This window comes from Gimesia fumaroli (genome assembly GCF_007754425.1).
In the GTDB taxonomy this organism is placed as follows: Bacteria; Planctomycetota; Planctomycetia; order Planctomycetales; family Planctomycetaceae; genus Gimesia; species Gimesia fumaroli.
The window spans coordinates 1,843,988-1,863,563 of the sequence record NZ_CP037452.1 but is presented as its reverse complement, the minus strand read 5'-3'; the positions used below and the strand labels follow the sequence as shown (position 1 = coordinate 1,863,563).

Sequence of the window (19,576 nt, the reverse complement as noted above, 5' to 3'; positions counted from 1 at the left end):
CTATTTATCAGTCAGCGCAGCAAACCTGTTGTCATTTGTCTAACCATCAATATCCGAAACTTCTAAAAAATTCCACAGAAAAAAGCGCCTGTTCCTCTAATTTTAACAATTTTACCAAGACGTTAATTTTTCCCAACGCTACTCATTACATCAAAATGAACGCCCAAAACACCAACATATAAGCCGTGTTTTATTTACATTGACATCTAAAACAGATACAAATGTACGAAGCCGCGTGCACCAGACACACCCTCTGCTGCGTAAACACTGGAAATCTTTTATTTATTACAGACTATTTTTCTTTACATCAGGTCAGTCTACCGGGCACAATACGACTATCAGAACCGCGGGTGAGGTGCGTCATCTGCTTACCTCGTCCGTTCTCTCTCCGGCTAAAAGATCAATCAGTTAGAGGAATCAAATGCAGTTTCAGCATTCAGGAATGGCGTTATTACTGGCCTTGGTCTGTGTGTCGAGTTCGTGCCAGCAATCGGAACACGAGAACCTGGTAGGACGCTGGCAGAGTACAGGGGGCCCGAATATGATTTTCCGGGAAGATGGTACGGTCTACAGCATTAACCGCGGCCCACGTCGGAAGGGGCGATATTATCTCAATACAGAAACAGAGCCGGCCACCATCATCATGGATATGCGAAAATCTGATATTAATGCCGTATTGTACTTTGACTATGCTGCTTTCTCAGATCGGCACATTGAATTAACTCCCACATTCGTCCAGCGCACAGGTGAGAAGAAAAAAGAATCAGAGATTAAACGGAAAATGCTCTTCCGAAAAATCGATCCTAATGATCCTTTGATGGGCGAAAAACGTTTTGCAGCCAAAACGACCCCCGGCACACCAACCCCCTGATTGCTGATTCGGTCTGCTACGGTATTATCGACAGCCTCTGAAAACAAGAAAAAGGACCGAAGTGAGATCACTTCGGTCCTTTTTTGATGTTTCGATCAACGACAATCAGTCACTATTCTTCTGCACTACGAACCGTGGTTACCGATTGCGTGCTCTGAACCGTTACAAAGAAATCGTTGCTTTCCGAAGGAATATAGTCGTCATTACTGACATTCAGCGGAGGTTCAAATCCCTGAATTGGCAATTCCTGTACAGCAGAGATCTGTGCCACTGGCAATTCAGTTGCTGCAATCTGTTCTGGATTGATCACTTCCACGTCTGCATCCGAAATCACACGGAATTGTGTTTCTTCTGATGATGTTTCAGCGACTTCCGTAACGACGGCAGGTTCCGAGACAACAGGCTCAGCAGCTGGCGTCTGGGCAATTTGAATTTCTGGCTGCGGCTCAACACTTGGCATTTGCTGCTTCTGAAGTTCAGCAATCTGCACGATGGCTTCTTTGACTGAATCCAGATCCGGATTCATCTCCAGCGCCCGATTATAGTGTTTCGCTGCGTCGTCCAGCATACCTCGCTGCAGGCAGATATAACCAATGTTCGCATGAGCTTCATCGGCATTCATCACCGTGCGGGCAACCTGATACGCTTCATCCATCCGTCCCTGATGCCCTAATACCAGGCTCATATTATTGAAGGAGCGTTTGGAACTGGGATCACGTTTGATGGATTCTTCCAAAGCGATTTCAGCCGCGGGCAGATCATTCTGAAGATACAGTGCGTACCCCAGATCTGTCAGGTACTTGGCGTTATTCGGCTGAATTTTTACCGCTTCCATTAAGTATTTTGTTGCTGAGTCATGTTTCCCCATTTTGGAAGAGACAATTCCCATGCGATTTAAAACGGTCGCATTCTGGGGATTGCGCTGCAGCATGACCTTATAAGTTCGTTCTGCATCCACGAACTGGCCTTTATCCTCAGCAGTTCGCGCCATAATCATTTGTGGTGACTCTTCCAGCGGCAGTTTCAGATTTGTTCCCACCATATTATGAGTATGAGAACAGCCGACAGTAAAAAGAGTGGCAAATCCAGAAAGGATGACCAGAGACCACGTTGTTGAGTTTCGCATTCCATTACCTCACAAAACAAAATTGTGATGTTTCACTATCCATTGTGAGAAACACTCAGACCGTCCTGGCAGAAACAAGAAAGATCAAGAAGGTTCTATTCTGACCTGAAAGTTACTCGATAATAAATCCGTTTAAATCATGCCACCGATTATTTTTGTGAATTTATATTCTCACAAAACAGAGACATATATTCTCAAGTATCGTCTATCGACCCCAGGAAGATGAAAGAACTCAGAGAATCGCTAGAGTCTTCTTGGATTCCCATCTGGAGCAAAGCCTATAAATTAACATCAGCAGCCGAATCGGCAGAATTTGCCGGTCAAAAGCCTAAAAATGAGCGAATGCGTCTGCTCTAATGAAGAGCCGCCCACTATATGGATTGAACCAGAAAAAGACCTTGAAACCGATTAAACGGCTCGTGCGGGATCCTGCCGATAGAACATTCTCAACGTCTCATACAAATCGACCGAGTACTCCTGCATCTGATGTGGCTGCTCAAAAAAATGCTCAGAGCAGACAGCAAAGAATTCCGCCGGGTTCGTGGCGCCATAAGGATCGATGAACGTATCGTGTCCATGCCGCAACTGCGAGACCAGCGACTCATACTCCGCTGTCATCACTTCGTTCCAGCGTTCGTATTCCTCTGGGCCATTCAACGGCGGCGTCCCATTAAACTGATGATCGACGGCATCGTAATAGTGTGCAAATTCATGAATCACCACATTCCGGCCATCGTCAGGAATTTCACCCCCTTCGCGAATGCTTTCCCACGATAAAATAATCGGCCCCTGCCCCCAGGATTCTCCCAGGCGAAATGAAGTCCCTTCCGTCATGACGCCGATTGAATTCACCAGCGTCTCCTTCGCGGCATAGGTATCAGGGTAAACCAGCACCGTCTTCAGGCGATCAAAACAATCGCTGGCAAACCCCAATGTGATCAAACAGGCCTGACCGGCGATCGTCAATTTGACTTCCTCGGTAATTTCAAAACCATTACACCCTTCCCAGTATTTCTCTTTGACGAAAATCTGCACACGCTGATACAGCAAACTGCGTTGAGACGGTGTTAGCCGTGCCAGTTGAGCTACATTCTGATTCAGGACTGCTTCCCAGTGTCCTGGCATCGGGGCAGAGAGTATTTTTTTTCGTCGGCGGTTGCGCAACCAGGTAAATATCATGGAATGCGTTCCTCTGTGCTGATTCTGAAAACGGATGCTTGTCGCTTTCCACTCATTTCAGGTGCATGATTGAATGGCAATATTGGAATTATAGCTTGTTTTTAAGTTGGGAAAGTGTTTATCTCAAAGGGAATCCCGCGACCGGGCCGTGTGAGATGGCTTATCTGTCTTATCGATTCAATGCGGCACTTCAGCAGAGAAAAGAATCGGTGCAACTATGAAAATCGGTCAAAAAGTCTGCTGTAGAACCGAAAAAGTGTCTGCTGGCTCAAACATATTCCTCTAACGACTTGCTTGACCCGGTCGTTCCCATAATTGATACTTGAACAGATCAAAATATATCCTTAGCCAACCGAACTCTCAGAGGAGTTGCCATGCAGGCGCCAGCATCATGCCCCCCGTTCACCGCAAAACGACACAAATTACTTTTTTGGTATAATCGATATCAAACAATGACGTTCCTGTTTTCTTTCTGCGTATTGTTTCTAGCCATCTGTTCAAATCAAGCAGCCTGTTCCGCTGAGAAAAAGAGCCCGAATATTATTTTCATCATGGCTGATGACCTTGGTTATGGTGATCTCGGTTGTTACGGACAACAGAAAATTAAAACGCCCCGCATCGACCAGATGGCAGCAGAAGGCATGAAGTTCACACAAATGTACGCGGGCAATACAGTATGTGCCCCGTCCCGTTGTGTATTGATGACCGGCTTGCATATGGGACACGGCCGCGTTCGAGGAAATACCTGGGTCAAACAGAATCAATCGCTCAAACCCGAAGATGTGACCGTCGCGGAAGTCCTGAAACAGGCTGGCTACAAAACTGCGTTGACTGGAAAATGGGGCATCGGTGAGGAAGGCACACAAGGCGTTCCCAACCTGCAGGGGTTCGATTATTTTTACGGCTATTTAAACCAGCACAACGCCCATAATTACTATCCTGAATTCCTCTGGAGAAACGGAAAGAAAGTCCGGCTCAGAAATATTGTTGACCCCAGCACCATTTCGAAAGGCCCCACCGGCAAAGACAGTCTGGGGGGCGTATCGACCAAAAAAGTAGATTACTCGCACGACCTGATTATGCAGGAAGCGCTCAACTTCATCGACCAGAGTGCCAAACAGCCTTTCTTTTTATACGTCGCACTGACAATCCCCCATGCCAATAATGAAGCGGGGCGAAAAGTCGGCGATGGACAGGAAGTTCCCGACTACGGTATCTACAAGGACAAGGACTGGAAAAAACAGAATAAAGGTCAGGCAGCCATGATCACACGCATGGACACCGGCGTTGGACAGATTCTGGATCGTCTCAAAAAACTGAATATCGATCAAAACACGCTGGTGATCTTCACCTCTGATAATGGTCATCACCGCGAGGGTGGCAATGATCCGGAATTCTTCGATGCTAATGGCCCACTCAGAGGCATGAAACGTGATCTGTATGAAGGAGGCATCCGCATTCCCTTCATCGCCTATTGGCCTGGAACCACGCCCGCAGGAACCGTCTCTGATCACATCGGCTACTTCGGAGACTTAATGGCCACTGCAGCCGACCTCGCACATGTCGCCTGCCCTCCCGATCTGGACAGCGTCAGCATTGCCCCCACACTGACAGGCAAACCAGATCAACAGAAACAGCATGGCTTTCTATATTGGGAATTCTATGAACAAGGCAGCAAGCAGGCCGTCCGCTGGGGAAAATGGAAAGCCGTTCGCATGCCAATGCTGACCGGCGAAACTGAGCTGTATAATCTCGACCAGGACTTAGGTGAAGGAACCAACCTGGCAGACCAGCATCCGGACGTCGTGAAAAAGATGGAAGCCATGATGCAGGACGCACACACACCAGATCCCCTCTGGAAACCGGGTGGCAAACGACCTAAAAAGAAATCCGCTCCCGGCGATGGCAAACCCCGCTTTTAAAACCGGGTCAAAGACACCAATCGGACGTCGTACAAGAAGCGCAACTAGGGACAGATTTCATTCTCGACGTGGACCAGAGCAGGACGTCCGGTTGCCGAATCAAAGTAAGCCGTTGATTTGGCGGTCACATCGAGGAAACTGATCCCGAACATGGAACTGCAAAATCCCTGCACAGGAACCGTCGCCTGTGCTCTGACTGCAGGGATACCACCAATGGAAGAAAGCGTAGCGATCGAACGCCCGTTTGATGGGTCTCCATCGTCAACAAATGACGTGGTCGCCGTGGATGTCGTCATACTAAGACTGTTAAAAAATGTCACAGTGACACTAACCGGTGCCAGATTCCAGGATTCTCCATCATTATTCGCTGGGGGGAGAGCCGGATTATTTAATTGATTCATCGAGACCCCAAACCGGAAAAAATCAGTTGTGGCAGGATCCATCGTACTGACAAATGCACCATCCGTAAAATTGACGATCAGTGTTCGATATCGGTTTGTACCAAAAGGGACTTGATCGTCCATCTCGAAGCAAATGTCCCCATCGGGATTGGTATTCATGCCCATTAACGTAAATGGAGGTGCCGTCGGGTCACAGTACCAGTTTCCTGTCATTAAATTCGGATCAACGTCTAATCCACGGAAATCAAATCCGGTCGGATTATTTCGATTCAATGCGTCTGGTCCTTCGAAAGCGGTTGATAAGGCAGGCTCACTTCCCAACGTGGCATTAAAGTAAGGCTGTTGCGGATTGCTATTCCCCAGAATGGGAATCGTAAATTCAATGCTCCGAATCGAGAGATTCGCACCGCCGTCATCAAAAAACACACCAATATCACGTACGCCGACAGCATTTCCCGAATTGTTCTTCACAATTTCCATGAAGACAGTCCCCACTGAAGTGGCAGCACTCTCTCCCGCATCAAAGGTGAACGGAGGAGTAGGCGTTGTTAATGCACCGAATATAAAATTCCCCGTGCAATTCAAATTCTGATTGGGATTATTCATCGGATCAGAAGGATCATAATTTGTCATTAACATCATGGACGAACCCAGAATCGGATTCGCGGCGGCGTAAGCAACACCGGCCTCTCGGGGCACTTCAGTTGAACCGCTTCCGCTGGCCCCCCACTCTTTTACAGCAGCCAGCGCTGCGGCATCGAGCGAGTTTTGAACTTCCACCTGCGCCTGCCACAGCGTGGAAATTTCCAGAACGACACAGAAAAACGTCAGGAAGAAAGATCCCCAGATGATCAGCCACAAGATCGCAATCCCGCGACGCTTCTGGTGCAGTTCGCTATTCGAATGAATTCGTTTCATGGTTAATGAATCAGTCTAAACTTACTAAGTCGAAAATTCCGGATCAGAGTTCGTATAAATAGGTCGTGGATTGCTCAACCACATAGTCTTGGATCGAAAACCCCAGGCTGGATAAAAAGTCAGGAACGTTTCCATCCAGTGGCACACACACTGTCGTACGCACAGACTCATCCACAGCGGCACCTAATACGAAAGGCAGACTGGAGACAGGTGGGTCACAGTCACAGTTCGGAACCGCCACAACGGGATCAGCTACCGTGACTTCGACCACACTATTCACATTATGCTCCAGAATCACACGACAGCTTCCCTGAGGTAGTCCTGCAACATCCAGAACATTATCGACACTCGATTTCAATGCGCCGGTGTTCAAAGTATTGATCGCTCCCGCAGGAGTTTCCGATGCAATCTTGGCAGCATATCGACTTGCATACGCAGTCTGCTCCGTCGCGACGTAAATCAAGGAAATCTGGACGATTGCCAGCATGATGATCAGAAACGCTGGCGTCGCCAGAATTAATTCCAGTACGACAACACCCGATCGTGGCGGTTTTCGTTTCGCGGTTGGTCGCCTGTTACTCTGCACAGTCTGGTACTTCTCTCTGTCTTCAGGTCTAATACGGGACGATTTCCCCTAATCTATTCACTACACTAGTAGTTTGGCAAGCAATTTGCGTTCCCTACGCATTAGACACCTCAGTTCTCTGTGGATTCAAGAGAGAATTGCGGAATGGTGTGTAATTCGTCTTATTCAGAGACCGCACCAGACGGATCTCAAATCGGAACGGTTTGAGGAATGATAACCAACCTTAGCAAGTGTGAAGCAAATGTCTCCATTTGTTAACACTCGCCTGTTTAGAAGTACGCAAGATGGAAATCATCAGGAAGCCATCAGTGTTCAGATTTAAGACCAATCAGCGGGATAATCCAGTTGGAGCCCGTCGTCGAACAGGTTCCGTCATACTGGAATTTATTCTGGCATTTCCCATCATTCTCATCTTGTCTCTGGCGATCATTGAGTTCGGATTTTTTGCCCTCTTACAGCAGACGACAACCGCAGCCACAATTGAAGGCTCACGGGAAGCAGCTCAGGTGGGTTCAACGTCTCTGACAGTCGGTAACTTAATCCAGGAGTATCTGGCAATTAATTCGCTCACTCTGATTGTCGCTCCTGCCGCTCCGGGAGCCGGCGATGTTCTGGTGGTGATCCAGGAAGGGGGAGACCTTCCCGCTCAAACGACAAGCTTAGGAAATTCCAGCATCCCCTGTACTCCGGTTGGCCCCGCTCCTTCCCCGGCAGAAGTCAAAGTCACCGTCTGCCTCAACTTAACCGATACGAATGGTACGTTTCCACTCCCTAACCTTTTATCTTCCTTTGGTTTCACGCTTTCGGGAAAACAACTTGAAATCAGCGCTATGACCGGATTAGAGTAATGACAGCAATACGCTGTTTCCGTCCGCCATCACTCTTTTGCTGAACTCAAGTATCAGTCAGAATAGCAAGTTTTCCCTGCTTATGAACGAAATTGCCACAGGAATATTCTTCTGGCTGCTTAAGATCCTGGGAGCCTACCTCGCCCTGCTGATCGTGCTGACGTTCGTCATCTCCCGCTGGAAAAAGAAATCGAAGCAGGAAACCGAAAACATCTCGCAAAGCAGAAAAAAACGATCTGAGAAATAGGTCCGCTTGTGCTCCACAGAAATCATTGCGCAAAAGGCAGTGGAAATCGTCTCATAGATCGCGAGTTCGTTTGAACCGGCTGAATACGACGTCCCGGCGCATTACCACCGGGACGGCCCCGCATGACATTGTTCAGAAATGTCTTCAGCGAACCATCCAAGAGCGGATTCGATTTGATATCCACAATCGGGCTTGAAGTCGTCCCGCGCAACTCCACCCGAATCCAGCCACTCGTCGCATGACCGATCAACTGAGTGATGGCCGGCAGAGGAAGTTGACGACGTGTTAACTGCGAAAACAGGTCCACCTTTAAGCGACCATCAAAGTGGGCTTCTCCAGCCTGTCCATACAAACTGATGGCATTCCCCTTGAGCTCGATGTACTTTAAGTGAAATGTTTCATTCGAAACGGTAAAGTCACAGAAGGCAGAATCAAAAGCCGTCTTATCCGGCTGCGCGAGTCGCACCACTTTAAAAATCTGAGCGATCGGCGGCAGTTCATAAATCGCAGCAGGACTGATCTGCAATTGTCCCTGCCCCTTTAAGTCCGCTTTATTCGAACCGCGGCCCCACAGTTGAATCCAGCCATTCATCACTCCCCGCAATTGAGATTCACCAGGCATATACCGGGCCGCATACTCTTCGAGCAAACCACGATTCAATTCAATCTGCATATTGTAGGTCGGGATCGTACTGAGTTCGATATCTCCCATACAGGTCAGCACGCCACGAATCGCTTTCGCGGTAATCGGCTGCTTCGCGTTGATTTGCGGCAGACTGACCGACTGAAACTGGTCCCGGCGAATCTGGTTCGAGCCCACGGTCAGTTTTTGATCGTGAATCTCAAAAGGACCTCGAATTTCGGTCAGATGATAATCCAGAATCACCGCCGAATCCAAATCGAGATTACCCGTCAAATGCAAATGATTTCCGTCCCAGCTCCCGTCAGAATGAACCTTCCCATAAACTTTGGTAATATCCACGCCCGCTGTAATTGTATTCTCTGCCAGAATCGAATCCATGCCCCAGGCAGCCGTAATCGCAGTTCCCGGCTGTTTCGAACCGCGAAATTCAATCCAGCCACTGGCAGAAATCGGCCGTTGAATATTCAGGGTATTCAACGCCGATGCCATTTCTTCCGGCAGCGCTTTCTGGAAGGCACGATCGGTCGACACGTCATCAATATTCATATTTTCCAACAACACCCGCCAGTCGCCACGTGGGGTCACATCGGCAATGGCTTTCCCAATTCCAATTTTCGTCTCATCATGCCTTCCGGTAATTCCAGTCAGGCGTACTTCGCTGTTTTGTGTCCGCGGATTGACAACGTAGCTCCAGTTCGCATTCAGATTATCAATCGGATACGGGAATTCCTTCAAATAGATGCTCCCCGAACGCAGGTTGGCACTGGGAATACTGATTTCTAACGGCTTGCCCCGTTCCCAGACAATGTCTGTTTTCAGATCAATTTTGCCGGTCGGCGACAGTTCGCCCCACAATTCCTGTAACGACGCAGGCAGAGCCAGACGTAAATTGGAATCGCAGGAGGCATTATTGGCAATCACACTTAAATTTAATCTGCCATCATTGGCAAACCGGGCATAAGCACCGTTGGCAGAAAGGCTCGCATTACCATGCTTCCCCGTCACCTGTTCAAATCGTGTGATCCCGGTTTTACTGAAATAAGATACACGACCTTTGAGATTGCTGATTCGATAGGGGAACTCGCGATACTGTAGCGAGCCACGATCCACCTCCGCGACGAAGTTCAGATGGATCGGTTGATTCAATAAAGGCTCACGAGTCAATCTCAACGATACGTCCGCATTACCCTGCAAGTCCATTTGATCCAGAACACTCCGAACAGCTTCGGGAGCAGCAGAGCGTACCGCGGCATCTATAGCGGCATCCTCTACCGTCACTAAAATATCAATTTTCGATGCCGGACCAGGGTGGCGAATCGAACCGATGGCACTCACGGGCCGGTTTCCCGCCATCCCGATGAAATTCAGATCCAGCAGATCAGAATCCTTTTGAGTCAGTCGGCCTTTAATATGATCCACCCGATACGGAAAATGAACCGGCATTGCCTCGCCATCGACGACAGACACGACCAGATCCTGAATCCGCCATTTCCCTTGCCCGGGAGGATGGCTCAATGTCACCTCCAGATCAATATTTCCCTGAGGACGCAGAGTATCAAAAGTTCTTGCCAGTCCCCCCGTCAATCGGCTCCGCAGCCGATCGTCGACAGGTAACTTCCGGGCCTGAAATGAAAAATAGCTTTGATCCTGGGGAGCACCATCCTCGACGATCTTATTTCCAAAACGATAATATCCACCGACGGCGAAACTACTCTCCCCGTTATGAGCCTGCAAGTTCTGAATCAATAACCGCTGATTGTTCGCGTAAATTTTGCCTACGATATTCCGCAAAGGAAACGGCAGTAACGGATGCTTAAGCTTCCCCTCGCGCAAATGTGTCACCACCTGAAATTGAGGCGGTTCTGCCTGACTGTTTTTAGACAGACTGAAATTGATATCCATTTGCGCGCTCACGCCCAAATCGTACATGCCCGTCCTCTGATCCGGTTTGAGCTGCATTGAAGGAAAGGCTGACTTTAACCGCGACATCAACTCCGGCGAAATCCCGGTTGCCATCCGCACCAGATTCGGCCCGAATTCTAATTGGCTCCACGTCCCTTCGACTGACCCGATTTTCGAACCAATGTCCCAGTAACCGGAGATTTCCAGTTTGCCTGCCTGGGGAATCGAAGTATGACCTTCAATCTCATACCGGCTGGCACCAGAGGGAATCAAGCGCAGATCCAGGTTTTGAAACGTGACCGCCGTCGGCACACTCTGGGGCCCCCGTTCGAACTTGAGCGACAGGCTGCCCCGTTCAATCACCAGCTCCGGCAGCGGTTTATCGCTCTTGATTGGCTCCGGCAATCCTTCCCAGTTCCAGGTTCCATCGGCCATCCGCACCAGAACCAGTTGAGGCCGGTTGAGCACGACTTTCTGGATATCAATTTCCTGTCGCCGGGCCAGTTTTTCCTGATCTAAAGTGACCACCACTTCGGGTAAATCAATTATCGTATCGGGATGACTCACAACCTGAACGCGACAACCTTCGATCCGTACTCGTCGCCGGAAATCAAATTGTGCCCGGTCGATATCGATCATCAGGTTCGGAATGTGGTTTGAAATTTTGTCGAGAATGCCCGCCTTCAACATTTCATCACTGCGCATCCAGTAATAGTACCCAAAGCTTCCGCCGGTAATCACCAGCGAAATCAGGATCAGCAGACACCATTGAAATGTTTTACGAATGACCATAACGATAAAAACCACGCAAGATCCGGTGTTATTCCGGATTGAGTTCCTTCCCTTGACGAGAGGAAAAGCACATTTGATAAAAACCAACGGCAGACAAAATGTATAAGCTGTACTCCGCAGGCAGCCGATAACGTAACGAACTGACAAAGATCAGATGAATCAGTGAAAAGTAAACAATCGGACCGACAGTAATCAGCAGCAATAAATACTGATCCCGCGAAACCCAGGCACCATACCCCGCGAAAAACACAACCGGAATGAACAACACCGATACAGCCGCCATGACCCAGAACGACTTGAACTGTGTCGCATTCGGCCAAGGCTTCCAGTAACGCACTAGCTTTGCTCCCATCAGTTCAAAGACATGACCGGGATGCTGCCGCGCATACTCGACTGCCCGTTTCGTATAGTGCTGATTCATTTCGTATTCACTCATACTGTTCAACACATTCTCTTGATCAAAAAAAGTCATATCACTGTCTCCTGTCGCACGCGGATTCAATCCATCGTACAAACTCGGACCAGCCCACAATGTGGTCGGGACAAAATGCCCGGTGACCTGATAATTGCGATAAACCCAGGGCACCAGCATCACAGTAAAACCAACAATGATGAGTAAGCCTCGCGTCAGTGCCGCGGTTCGATGCTCCTTTGCACTTAAAATTAAAATGAAGACAACCAAAGGCAGCATTAACAGCCAGCTTGGTCTCACATAAAAGGCGACTGCCAGTGAAATCCCCGCCAGCACAGACCAGAGTCTGCCCTGAAATTGATCCTCAACTCTAAATTGAACTTTCGATAACTTGACCAGAACCCATAATGAAATCAGCATCGTCACAGCGAACAGGGTCTCGCTTAAAAACAAAACACTGAACCCCGCCATCACCGGCGATACCGCAGTCAGCGCTGCCGCGATGAGACCGATCGTTTCATTAACCAGTTCTTTTCCCAATAAATAAACGACAAAGCAGGCGACAGCTCCCGAGAGTGCCAAAATCAATCGCACACGAAAATGATCTTCGCCCACGACTGACATCGCACCAGCCAGAAAGAAGGGAAAGCCAGGCATCCGCAGTACACGTCGCGGCGGCGTATAAATCGAATACGGCTCGCCATGTATGAGCGACTGCGCCAGCTTCCAATAGCCGTCTGCATCACCTTCAATGACATATGTTCGTTCAGGTTGTCGATCAAGTTGGCGCTGAACGTAAACCGCCACACCGCACCTCAAACATGCGGATATCAGTAAGATAAATAATAGTATGTATTTAAGCCGTATTACTTGCGGCATCGTTTGCCCCGCCACTTTAGAAATGTGGGAATAGTACGACTACTCGACTATCAGGGTCAATTCCAATATAGCTGCCTCTGAATCGCCGGGGCGAAACATCTCTCTTTCAGGCACCGTTATTCAAAGATTAAAGAACGTTGATTTGTAAAAATTACGCAACAGTCGGAAGTCGCAAAACGGGAATCCCCTCATCCAGATCACCCATATTGACATAAATTCTGATATCCAATAAGGTTCTCGCTCCTCTCTCTATCAACACGATGCGCCTCCAGATCCGATCTTCATTTCAATCCATTTCACGAAGCCCTATTTTCAAGGCTGAGGGAAACATGCGCTACTTCAAATTTTCAATACTCGCAGGAATGGGCCTGTTCGCACTGGCCATGTTCTTCCTGTCGCAATCCATTCAAGGCTTCCTCAGTATTAATCAGGACGCTGAGCAAACCCCCGCGGAAACAGAACTGGAAATTTCACTCTCCGAACCGGACGAATTTCCCGATCTCAGCCTCGACTTCCCCGCCGGTCCGAATCAAAGCCCAGTGAATCCAGCTCCCGCTCCCAAGCTGTCCAGCATCGCGACCGACCAAAAACTCGCTCAGGAGCGACGTCTGCTTAACAACCTCCCGGAAAACAGAACACCAGACATCAATCTCGTCACTGCTTCATCCCGGTCGGCAGACTCACCTCCTGCCTTAAATATCCTGCTCCTCTCACAAACCACGAAAGAACAACGCACCACGCTAATCGAAGAATTAGTCCGCATCGATGCCGACCTCGTGCGACAGGTGGCAATGAAACCGGCCGATCAGCAGGACATCACAGCAAACGAAGTCAAAACCGTACAACAGATCTCCTTGACTAATCCCTTTCCCAAACGGACCGTTTCTGCCGGATACGCCGTTCCCCAAACAACGATGAAACCGGCGTCGGCTCCCGAACCATTCCTCGTCCAGCAGGAACGGCTCGTTCACATCATTGCCGCCTATCGAGGCATCACCTTCAAAACCACAGGCATACCCACTCAAGATGCGGCGCTGAATCAAACTATCCCAGTCATTCCTTTCATCACAAACACCATGCTGCCCGCCACCGTCATCAGCAAAAATCTGGTTCAACTCGACCTCCATTCTCAACTTCCCGTCCCCAGAGAAACACAGGCACAACCGGTTTTGAAACTGGCGCAGTTGGGAGAATTCCAGCCGGCGGAAATCATCAAACTCACAGGTAGCGGCCTCGTCGTAGGACTCAACGGAACGGGAGAACGCAACTACTCTCCCGAAGCAATCCAGGCACTGAAATCTTCCATGGCGGCGATGAACATCAATGTCAAACAGATTAAAACGCCGCTCCGCACCGGCAATCTGGCCAATGTCTCCCTCATCGCATACATCCCCAATCAAGGCGTCAAAAAGGGACAACGCATTGAATGCTACCTCACCGCCGCGAATCCCGATGTCAAACTCACGGGAGGCTATCTGCTGCCCACAACCATTCAGCAGACAGGGGCTCCAGCAGCAAACGCAATCGTCATGGGCATGCTCCAGACCAACCAGACACAAAATAAATCTCAGGCCATCATCGAACAGGGGGCGGAGCTTCTCTCTGATATCACCCCCAGACTCGTCTCGGGAACCGGAATTCCCCATCTCAAGTTTTTTCTGAACGATTCCGCCAGCCTGCCGGCAACCGGACAACTCATCGCACAAACCATCAACCAGTTCCTGAAAGCACAGCAAAACCTGAATGCCAAAGCCATGCTGCAATCGACCAGTATGATCATGATCTCCCTGCCTCATCCCAATCAGAAACTGGCACAACAACTGGCGGCACATTTGCTGAAACTCTCCATCCCCATTCAACCCTCCCTGGCGCAATCGTCGCTGGTAAAGAATCAGACGCCGGAATTGATGATCGATCAGGCAACCGCCACCATTCAAACCAGAGGCAACGTCCTGCTCCAGCCAACTCAACTTGAATTTAACGATCTGATCCTGGAAATTTCCTCGTCTGGCACGTCGGCAACTCCCAGGCTGAACGACCTCCTGGCACTCATGCATCATCTGAAATTTCCCAAACCCAGACAGATCGAATTTCTGAGAGGGCTGCAACAGCAGGGAAAAATCAAAGCCGCCTACCACGAGCAATAACCGGACCCTTGTCTCCTCCTGTAGCATCTGACAGAATGAAAAATGCGGTGCCTCTTTAAAGCAGTTACTCGGCACTGAATTTTCACTCCCCTCAAATCAAACTGATGCGCTTATGTTTTCTGAACTCTCAGGATTACAAATTCTGTCACTCGCGCATCGCATCTTACCGGTCCTGCTCCTCGCCCTCTTTTGGAGTTGGGAAAGCTGGTTCGCATTCAAACCGGTCGCCAGTAAAATACGATACCATCACGCCCTGCATAACATTATCCTCGCGGTTCTAAATGCCCTGCTGCTGGGACTGCTCTTCGGAGTCTCTGTCGAATTCGCTGCTCAATGGTCGCACGATAATCACTGGGGGCTCCTCAATCATCTGCCGCTGGGAGCAGTCGGTAAAACCATCCTCGCCGTTGTTCTGCTCGACGCCTGGACTTACTGCTGGCACTGGATGAATCATCGCATCCCTTTCTTCTGGCGTTTCCATCGCATGCATCACAGTGATCCCTACATGGATGTCTCCACCGCCACCCGCTTCCACTGGGGCGAACTCATTTTCTCGACACTCTTCCGCCTGCTCCTGATTCCCCTGCTCGGCCTCGAAGCCTGGTACCTCATCGTCTACGGCCTGCTTGTCTTTTTATCCACCCAATTCCATCACGCCAACATTTCGATTGGAAAAGCCGATCGTTTCTTCCGCTGGCTTTTCGTCTCGCCCGACATGCATAAAATTCATCACTCACAAATCCCCTCCGAAACCAATTCCAATTACTCCACCGTCTTCTCCATCTGGGACCGCCTCGCCGGCACCTACCGCATGCGAAACGACCTCAAAAACATCCACTTCGGCCTCCCCGACTTCGACCAACCCCAATGGCAAACACTCCTCGGCATGTGGAAAACCCCCTTCACCAGAAAAAAAGAGAACGGATCGGCGCGAGCCGCCAGTAAAAAAACGACCATAAATCAAAACGATCACCATTAATCAAAACACGCATTTCCCATCTTAAACTGAGCGGGTCGGCGCTAGCCGCCGGTAAAAACTAACCAACAGTTCTATCGCTTCCAACCTGTTAAAAACCCTAAAAAACAGGCACCAAACAAACCTCTTGACTCCCCCGTCCCGTTTTCTAACATGCGGAGATAACGTCGCGCGCGCGAGTGACACCGGTTTAAGCACCACCATTTGCGCCCCCCTGCAGATCCGCTCCCCATAAAACGCCCTTGTTTCAGACCGATTTGATTCCACACCCCGTCCCCTGGTTCACTCTGATCAGTACGCATCGTTGGACTTCGCACGACGTTCAAAGAACAACACCCGGTATTCATGGACATTCGCAAGTGGTTCATTAGAAAATTCCGCATCAAAATCATCAACATCTCCTTGACTCCCCCACGCCCCTGACAAAAATCAGCATTAACAAAACCGTCATCCATAGCAACTTCCTACACGAGCGGATCGACGTCAGCCGCCGTTTAAAACAAATGTAATACGGAAACGAAAATCTTAGCCAATACAATCCGGCACCCATAGATGAAAATCCAGCACTCATGACGTCGCCTTAAACCACCAAACCAAATTTCCCTGGCGTTCGTGGTAAGAAAATAGATTGAGATCCCTGCAGCCTGTCTGTGTCAGCCTGGTACGTTTTTTTCGAATCATCCCGCTTAAAAAAAGTGAAGGCAGCGTTTGTGGAATCGCTCCCCCCAAAAGGAATGCGGTGAAATATTTTGATCCGGCGGTGAAGCAAATGCGTTTCGTAGAATGTATAGGGTCAAACGAAAATCAAATGGGATAGAAGACATGAGCATGTATCGATTAATCGCCACAAATTTGATCGTCATCCTTGCTGCGATCAACATCGCATCGGCAGGCGAACTGTTGACGGTTCGCACCAACCCTTACCACGTGAATGCCGGCACTATCGCAAAAGTAACCCCCAACGGCACGGTGAATCTCACCAGGTTGTCTAACCCGCGAATCGAATGTGGAAACAATGGCATAGCCGATTCAGACATCACCGAAGGGAATTATCTCGCTTTTCTTGGCGCTAAGATTGACTTTGCTTTCGAAACATTTCAATTGCCACCAGAAGGGACCTGGGTATCACCGGTTGAAATCATCAGTGTTGATCACAAGAACCAGGCCACAGCCAGACTCCCCGCTACCGCAGTCAAGCGTTTAAAAGCCGGACAGAAAATCGCATTGTTCAGGCCGCCCGGTACAACGACTGCTGAAATCAAAACAATTCCCGTCGCCGATCTTGAAGAACCATCCGAACGAACTCAAGCGATTTCAAAATTGCTCACGATCGGTAAAGCGCTGCATAACTGGCGAGAGACGTTTGGTGGATTTCCGCCTGTCGTGATACGTGGACCGGATGGGAAACCGTGGCATAGCTGGCGAGTCTTGATCTTACCTTTTCTTGACCATACAGATTTGTTTAATCGATATCACTTCGACGAACCCTGGAATGGACCCAATAATAAGAAACTGCTGAAAGAAATCCCCGATGTCTATCGCTTTTCATCTGACAAACGTTTTTCCGCTACGGCAACGCACTTCCTCTCAATTGTCGGTGGAGAGACGGCATTCAATCCGCAAGGATTGACCAACCATGATCCTGAGCAATGGATGATGGGTGACTATAAAGCCGGCGTCCACGGAATGAAGATCGACGACTTTTCTGATGGAACACACAACACACTGCTCATTGGCACGGCTTCTCCCCACAAATCTGTGGATTGGCTCAAACCTTCCGACGTCACATTCACTCCAGACCTGAAAGGGCCTGGAGACGCTCAGAGTTTCGGCGCATTACTCGCATTCCAACAAGAACAACAAGGTGCCTTCCTTTGGGCAAATGGAACGGTGAGCACCATCTCTTCTTCCATACAACCCAAATTGTTCAGATCACTCTTCACCGTGAAAGGAAACGAGGAACCAATCGACCGCGCGAATCGTCCAGGCTCCATTTCAGAGCCGATGGGCTCAATCGGCGTTGATTACTCGTCCACGATCGAATTCGTCCGACAGAAAGAGACTGACATGGCACGTATTATATTCGGCCACTAAAACGATCCGGGGGAAAAACAGGTATCAGACCTGAATGACACCGCAACTTAGTGTTCATTCAATCACTTTATGCACATGAATATACAACCGAGACGAATCATTGGTAAAATAATCTCTGTCTGGAGTTCTTTATTATTTTAACCGCTCCCGGCGATCATGTTTTAACTCTCCCTGAGAGTTTTGGTAAAAAATCGCCAGTGAGGGTCTTTTCATGTCCGGTAATCTACCTGAATCAGCCCTCAAGGCGGCAGCAGTTTTCACCTGGTTCTCGATTCGTTTTTGTTTGCGACGAGACTACCGTTTTGAAAGCTGCTTTCAGCCGAACGTATCATACGGATCGTGACCAGGCATAACGGGTTGTTCGAAACACATGGCGTTGATTCCTCAGATCCTTGAAAGAAGGGTACTTAATCACCATGCGATATCTGCTGCTGAACCTGCTCATGATCGTCTTTTTTTCTGGTGTTCCAACTTCGTTCGCCCAAAACGTTCCGCCGGAACAGGATGATGTTGCAGCAGACAGGGTAAAATTTTGTTTGAGTGGCATTCGAGAGCATTGCCAAAGTCTGAAATCAGGGTTGGCGACTTATCAGGGTTCTCTCAACATGGAGATCAGGAGGCAGCCTGAAAAAAACCTCTCCGGTCCCGTCTCTGGAACACTCGCCTTCGAGGACATGAAAGTACGATTTGATGTGACTCGTCCTGGCTGGACTGTGGACTCAGACAACATCGAGCACCCCTCGGGCGACAAGACGATGGGCACCGCGACGGCAAAGATGAAAAAGGGAACACTGACCAAGATGTTCAGTGACGACGGATCAAAAATCGCCATCTGGCAGTCCTTCCAGCCGTTGATCTCAATTGCTAAAGCCAGCAGCTTTCCAGACCGCCGCGTGACGGAATATATTGACTACAGATGCCCCCCCCTGTTTGATGTCTTATCGGTGGATCGAGGCTACTCTCTGGATCAAATACTGAACCAGTTTGACACGGGTTTTCCACTTTCAGTTGCTTCTGTGGAGAAAGAATCAGAGACGATCTGGAAATTAATCTGGACCTACACGAACACGGAATACGACGAAGTCACGCGATGGATTCTGTCAGTGGATATTCAACAAGGTTTCAGTCCCACGAAATTTCTTTGCGAATCTACCAGGCTACAGAATGTGAAAGATGATTCCAGTTGGATTCCTGAGTGGGAAAATACTACAACCTGGAAGGAAGTGTCAGATGTGTGGGTTCCCGTCCATGTGGAGCGGAAACGGTTCATGGGACCCTATTCAGGAACGAACGAAGTTTTCACTGCTGATCTCAAATGGCAGTCTGTCAACAAACCCATTGCCGACGACGTGTTTACCTATGCCGACTTCGATGTCCCTGACCACATCGCCATCCAGGACACTTCATCGGGAGAGGCTGTCTGGATCAAACCCCTTCCCCCACCAAATATCCCCCCCCCTGAGCCTCAAGTCAGCAGTAACTCATCAACAAAGACAATCCTGATTGGATTGAATCTCCTGATCGTACTTTTGATTGGCGTATGGTTTCTTCGCAAAAGGATGTCACACTCGTAATTTGTTTTTGGATTGTCTACGACATGAAAAATCGAAAACAGAGATCAACAACGTGCCAA

At 49.1% G+C, this 19,576-nt stretch carries 14 protein-coding genes; 8 read left to right on the top strand and 6 right to left on the bottom strand.

Annotation, left to right across the window (positions count from 1 at the left end):
- Positions 1-421 precede the first annotated feature (421 nt).
- Complete coding sequence (locus Enr17x_RS07135) at positions 422-871, top strand: hypothetical protein (RefSeq protein WP_145307280.1); 450 nt, start codon at positions 422-424, stop codon at positions 869-871.
- 112 nt (positions 872-983) lie between these two features.
- Here the strand turns inward: Enr17x_RS07135 and Enr17x_RS07130 are convergent, their stop codons facing one another.
- Together Enr17x_RS07130 and Enr17x_RS07125 are read right to left on the bottom strand one after the other, a co-directional pair.
- Entirely contained in the window at positions 984-1,997 is a 1,014-nt protein-coding gene (locus Enr17x_RS07130) for a tetratricopeptide repeat protein (RefSeq protein ID WP_145307278.1), read from the bottom strand.
- Positions 1,998-2,405: 408 nt separating this feature from the next.
- Entirely contained in the window at positions 2,406-3,176 is a 771-nt protein-coding gene (locus Enr17x_RS07125; protein ID WP_145307276.1) for a M90 family metallopeptidase, read from the bottom strand.
- Positions 3,177-3,628: 452 nt separating this feature from the next.
- Here Enr17x_RS07125 and Enr17x_RS07120 point away from each other — a divergent pair, with 452 nt between their 5' ends.
- A complete protein-coding gene (locus tag Enr17x_RS07120; protein WP_145307274.1) occupies positions 3,629-5,098 on the top strand; it encodes an arylsulfatase in 1,470 nt (489 codons plus the stop codon).
- A gap of 44 nt (positions 5,099-5,142) precedes the next feature.
- Here the strand turns inward: Enr17x_RS07120 and Enr17x_RS07115 are convergent, their stop codons facing one another.
- Positions 5,143-6,417 (bottom strand): TadE/TadG family type IV pilus assembly protein, encoded by a 1,275-nt coding sequence (locus tag Enr17x_RS07115; protein ID WP_145307272.1) that lies wholly within the window; start codon positions 6,415-6,417, stop codon positions 5,143-5,145.
- A gap of 43 nt (positions 6,418-6,460) precedes the next feature.
- Entirely contained in the window at positions 6,461-7,003 is a 543-nt protein-coding gene (locus tag Enr17x_RS07110) for a TadE/TadG family type IV pilus assembly protein (protein ID WP_198001007.1), read from the bottom strand.
- Between the two features lie 308 nt (positions 7,004-7,311).
- Between Enr17x_RS07110 and Enr17x_RS07105 the strand changes: the two genes are divergently transcribed.
- Together Enr17x_RS07105 and Enr17x_RS29480 are read left to right on the top strand one after the other, a co-directional pair.
- Positions 7,312-7,851 (top strand): TadE/TadG family type IV pilus assembly protein, encoded by a 540-nt coding sequence (locus Enr17x_RS07105; protein ID WP_198001006.1) that lies wholly within the window; start codon positions 7,312-7,314, stop codon positions 7,849-7,851.
- Between the two features lie 82 nt (positions 7,852-7,933).
- Entirely contained in the window at positions 7,934-8,098 is a 165-nt protein-coding gene (locus Enr17x_RS29480) for a hypothetical protein (RefSeq protein WP_198001005.1), read from the top strand.
- Positions 8,099-8,120: 22 nt separating this feature from the next.
- On the opposite strand, the gene Enr17x_RS07100 is transcribed toward Enr17x_RS29480, so the two are convergent.
- Both Enr17x_RS07100 and Enr17x_RS07095 read right to left on the bottom strand, forming a co-directional pair.
- Positions 8,121-11,450, bottom strand: coding sequence for a hypothetical protein (locus Enr17x_RS07100; RefSeq protein ID WP_145307265.1), 3,330 nt, complete (start codon positions 11,448-11,450; stop codon positions 8,121-8,123).
- Between the two features lie 13 nt (positions 11,451-11,463).
- Complete coding sequence (locus tag Enr17x_RS07095; RefSeq protein ID WP_198001004.1) at positions 11,464-12,654, bottom strand: ArnT family glycosyltransferase; 1,191 nt, start codon at positions 12,652-12,654, stop codon at positions 11,464-11,466.
- A 401-nt stretch (positions 12,655-13,055) separates the two neighbouring features.
- Here Enr17x_RS07095 and Enr17x_RS07090 point away from each other — a divergent pair, with 401 nt between their 5' ends.
- From Enr17x_RS07090 to Enr17x_RS07075, 4 genes are all read left to right on the top strand, one after another.
- Positions 13,056-14,873 (top strand): flagellar basal body P-ring protein FlgI, encoded by a 1,818-nt coding sequence (locus tag Enr17x_RS07090; RefSeq protein WP_198001003.1) that lies wholly within the window; start codon positions 13,056-13,058, stop codon positions 14,871-14,873.
- Between the two features lie 112 nt (positions 14,874-14,985).
- Positions 14,986-15,852 carry a sterol desaturase family protein gene (locus tag Enr17x_RS07085; protein ID WP_145307256.1) on the top strand — a complete coding sequence of 289 codons (867 nt, stop codon included), beginning with the start codon at positions 14,986-14,988 and terminating at the stop codon, positions 15,850-15,852.
- 825 nt (positions 15,853-16,677) lie between these two features.
- Positions 16,678-17,943, top strand: a complete 1,266-nt coding sequence (locus Enr17x_RS07080; RefSeq protein WP_198001002.1) for a DUF1559 family PulG-like putative transporter — start codon at positions 16,678-16,680, stop codon at positions 17,941-17,943.
- A gap of 416 nt (positions 17,944-18,359) precedes the next feature.
- Positions 18,360-19,517, top strand: a complete 1,158-nt coding sequence (locus Enr17x_RS07075; protein ID WP_145307252.1) for a hypothetical protein — start codon at positions 18,360-18,362, stop codon at positions 19,515-19,517.
- The last annotated feature ends 59 nt before the right edge of the window (positions 19,518-19,576 follow it).

Coding starts and splice junctions, on each gene's coding strand:
- Enr17x_RS07075 (WP_145307252.1), top strand. CDS start 18,360: ATGCGATATCTGCTGCTGAACCTGCTCATGATCGTCTTTTTTTCTGGT.
- Enr17x_RS07120 (WP_145307274.1), top strand. CDS start 3,629: ATGACGTTCCTGTTTTCTTTCTGCGTATTGTTTCTAGCCATCTGTTCA.
- Enr17x_RS07090 (WP_198001003.1), top strand. CDS start 13,056: ATGCGCTACTTCAAATTTTCAATACTCGCAGGAATGGGCCTGTTCGCA.
- Enr17x_RS07135 (WP_145307280.1), top strand. CDS start 422: ATGCAGTTTCAGCATTCAGGAATGGCGTTATTACTGGCCTTGGTCTGT.
- Enr17x_RS07125 (WP_145307276.1), bottom strand. CDS start 3,176: ATGATATTTACCTGGTTGCGCAACCGCCGACGAAAAAAAATACTCTCT.
- Enr17x_RS07080 (WP_198001002.1), top strand. CDS start 16,678: ATGTATCGATTAATCGCCACAAATTTGATCGTCATCCTTGCTGCGATC.
- Enr17x_RS29480 (WP_198001005.1), top strand. CDS start 7,934: ATGAACGAAATTGCCACAGGAATATTCTTCTGGCTGCTTAAGATCCTG.
- Enr17x_RS07115 (WP_145307272.1), bottom strand. CDS start 6,417: ATGAAACGAATTCATTCGAATAGCGAACTGCACCAGAAGCGTCGCGGG.
- Enr17x_RS07130 (WP_145307278.1), bottom strand. CDS start 1,997: ATGCGAAACTCAACAACGTGGTCTCTGGTCATCCTTTCTGGATTTGCC.
- Enr17x_RS07085 (WP_145307256.1), top strand. CDS start 14,986: ATGTTTTCTGAACTCTCAGGATTACAAATTCTGTCACTCGCGCATCGC.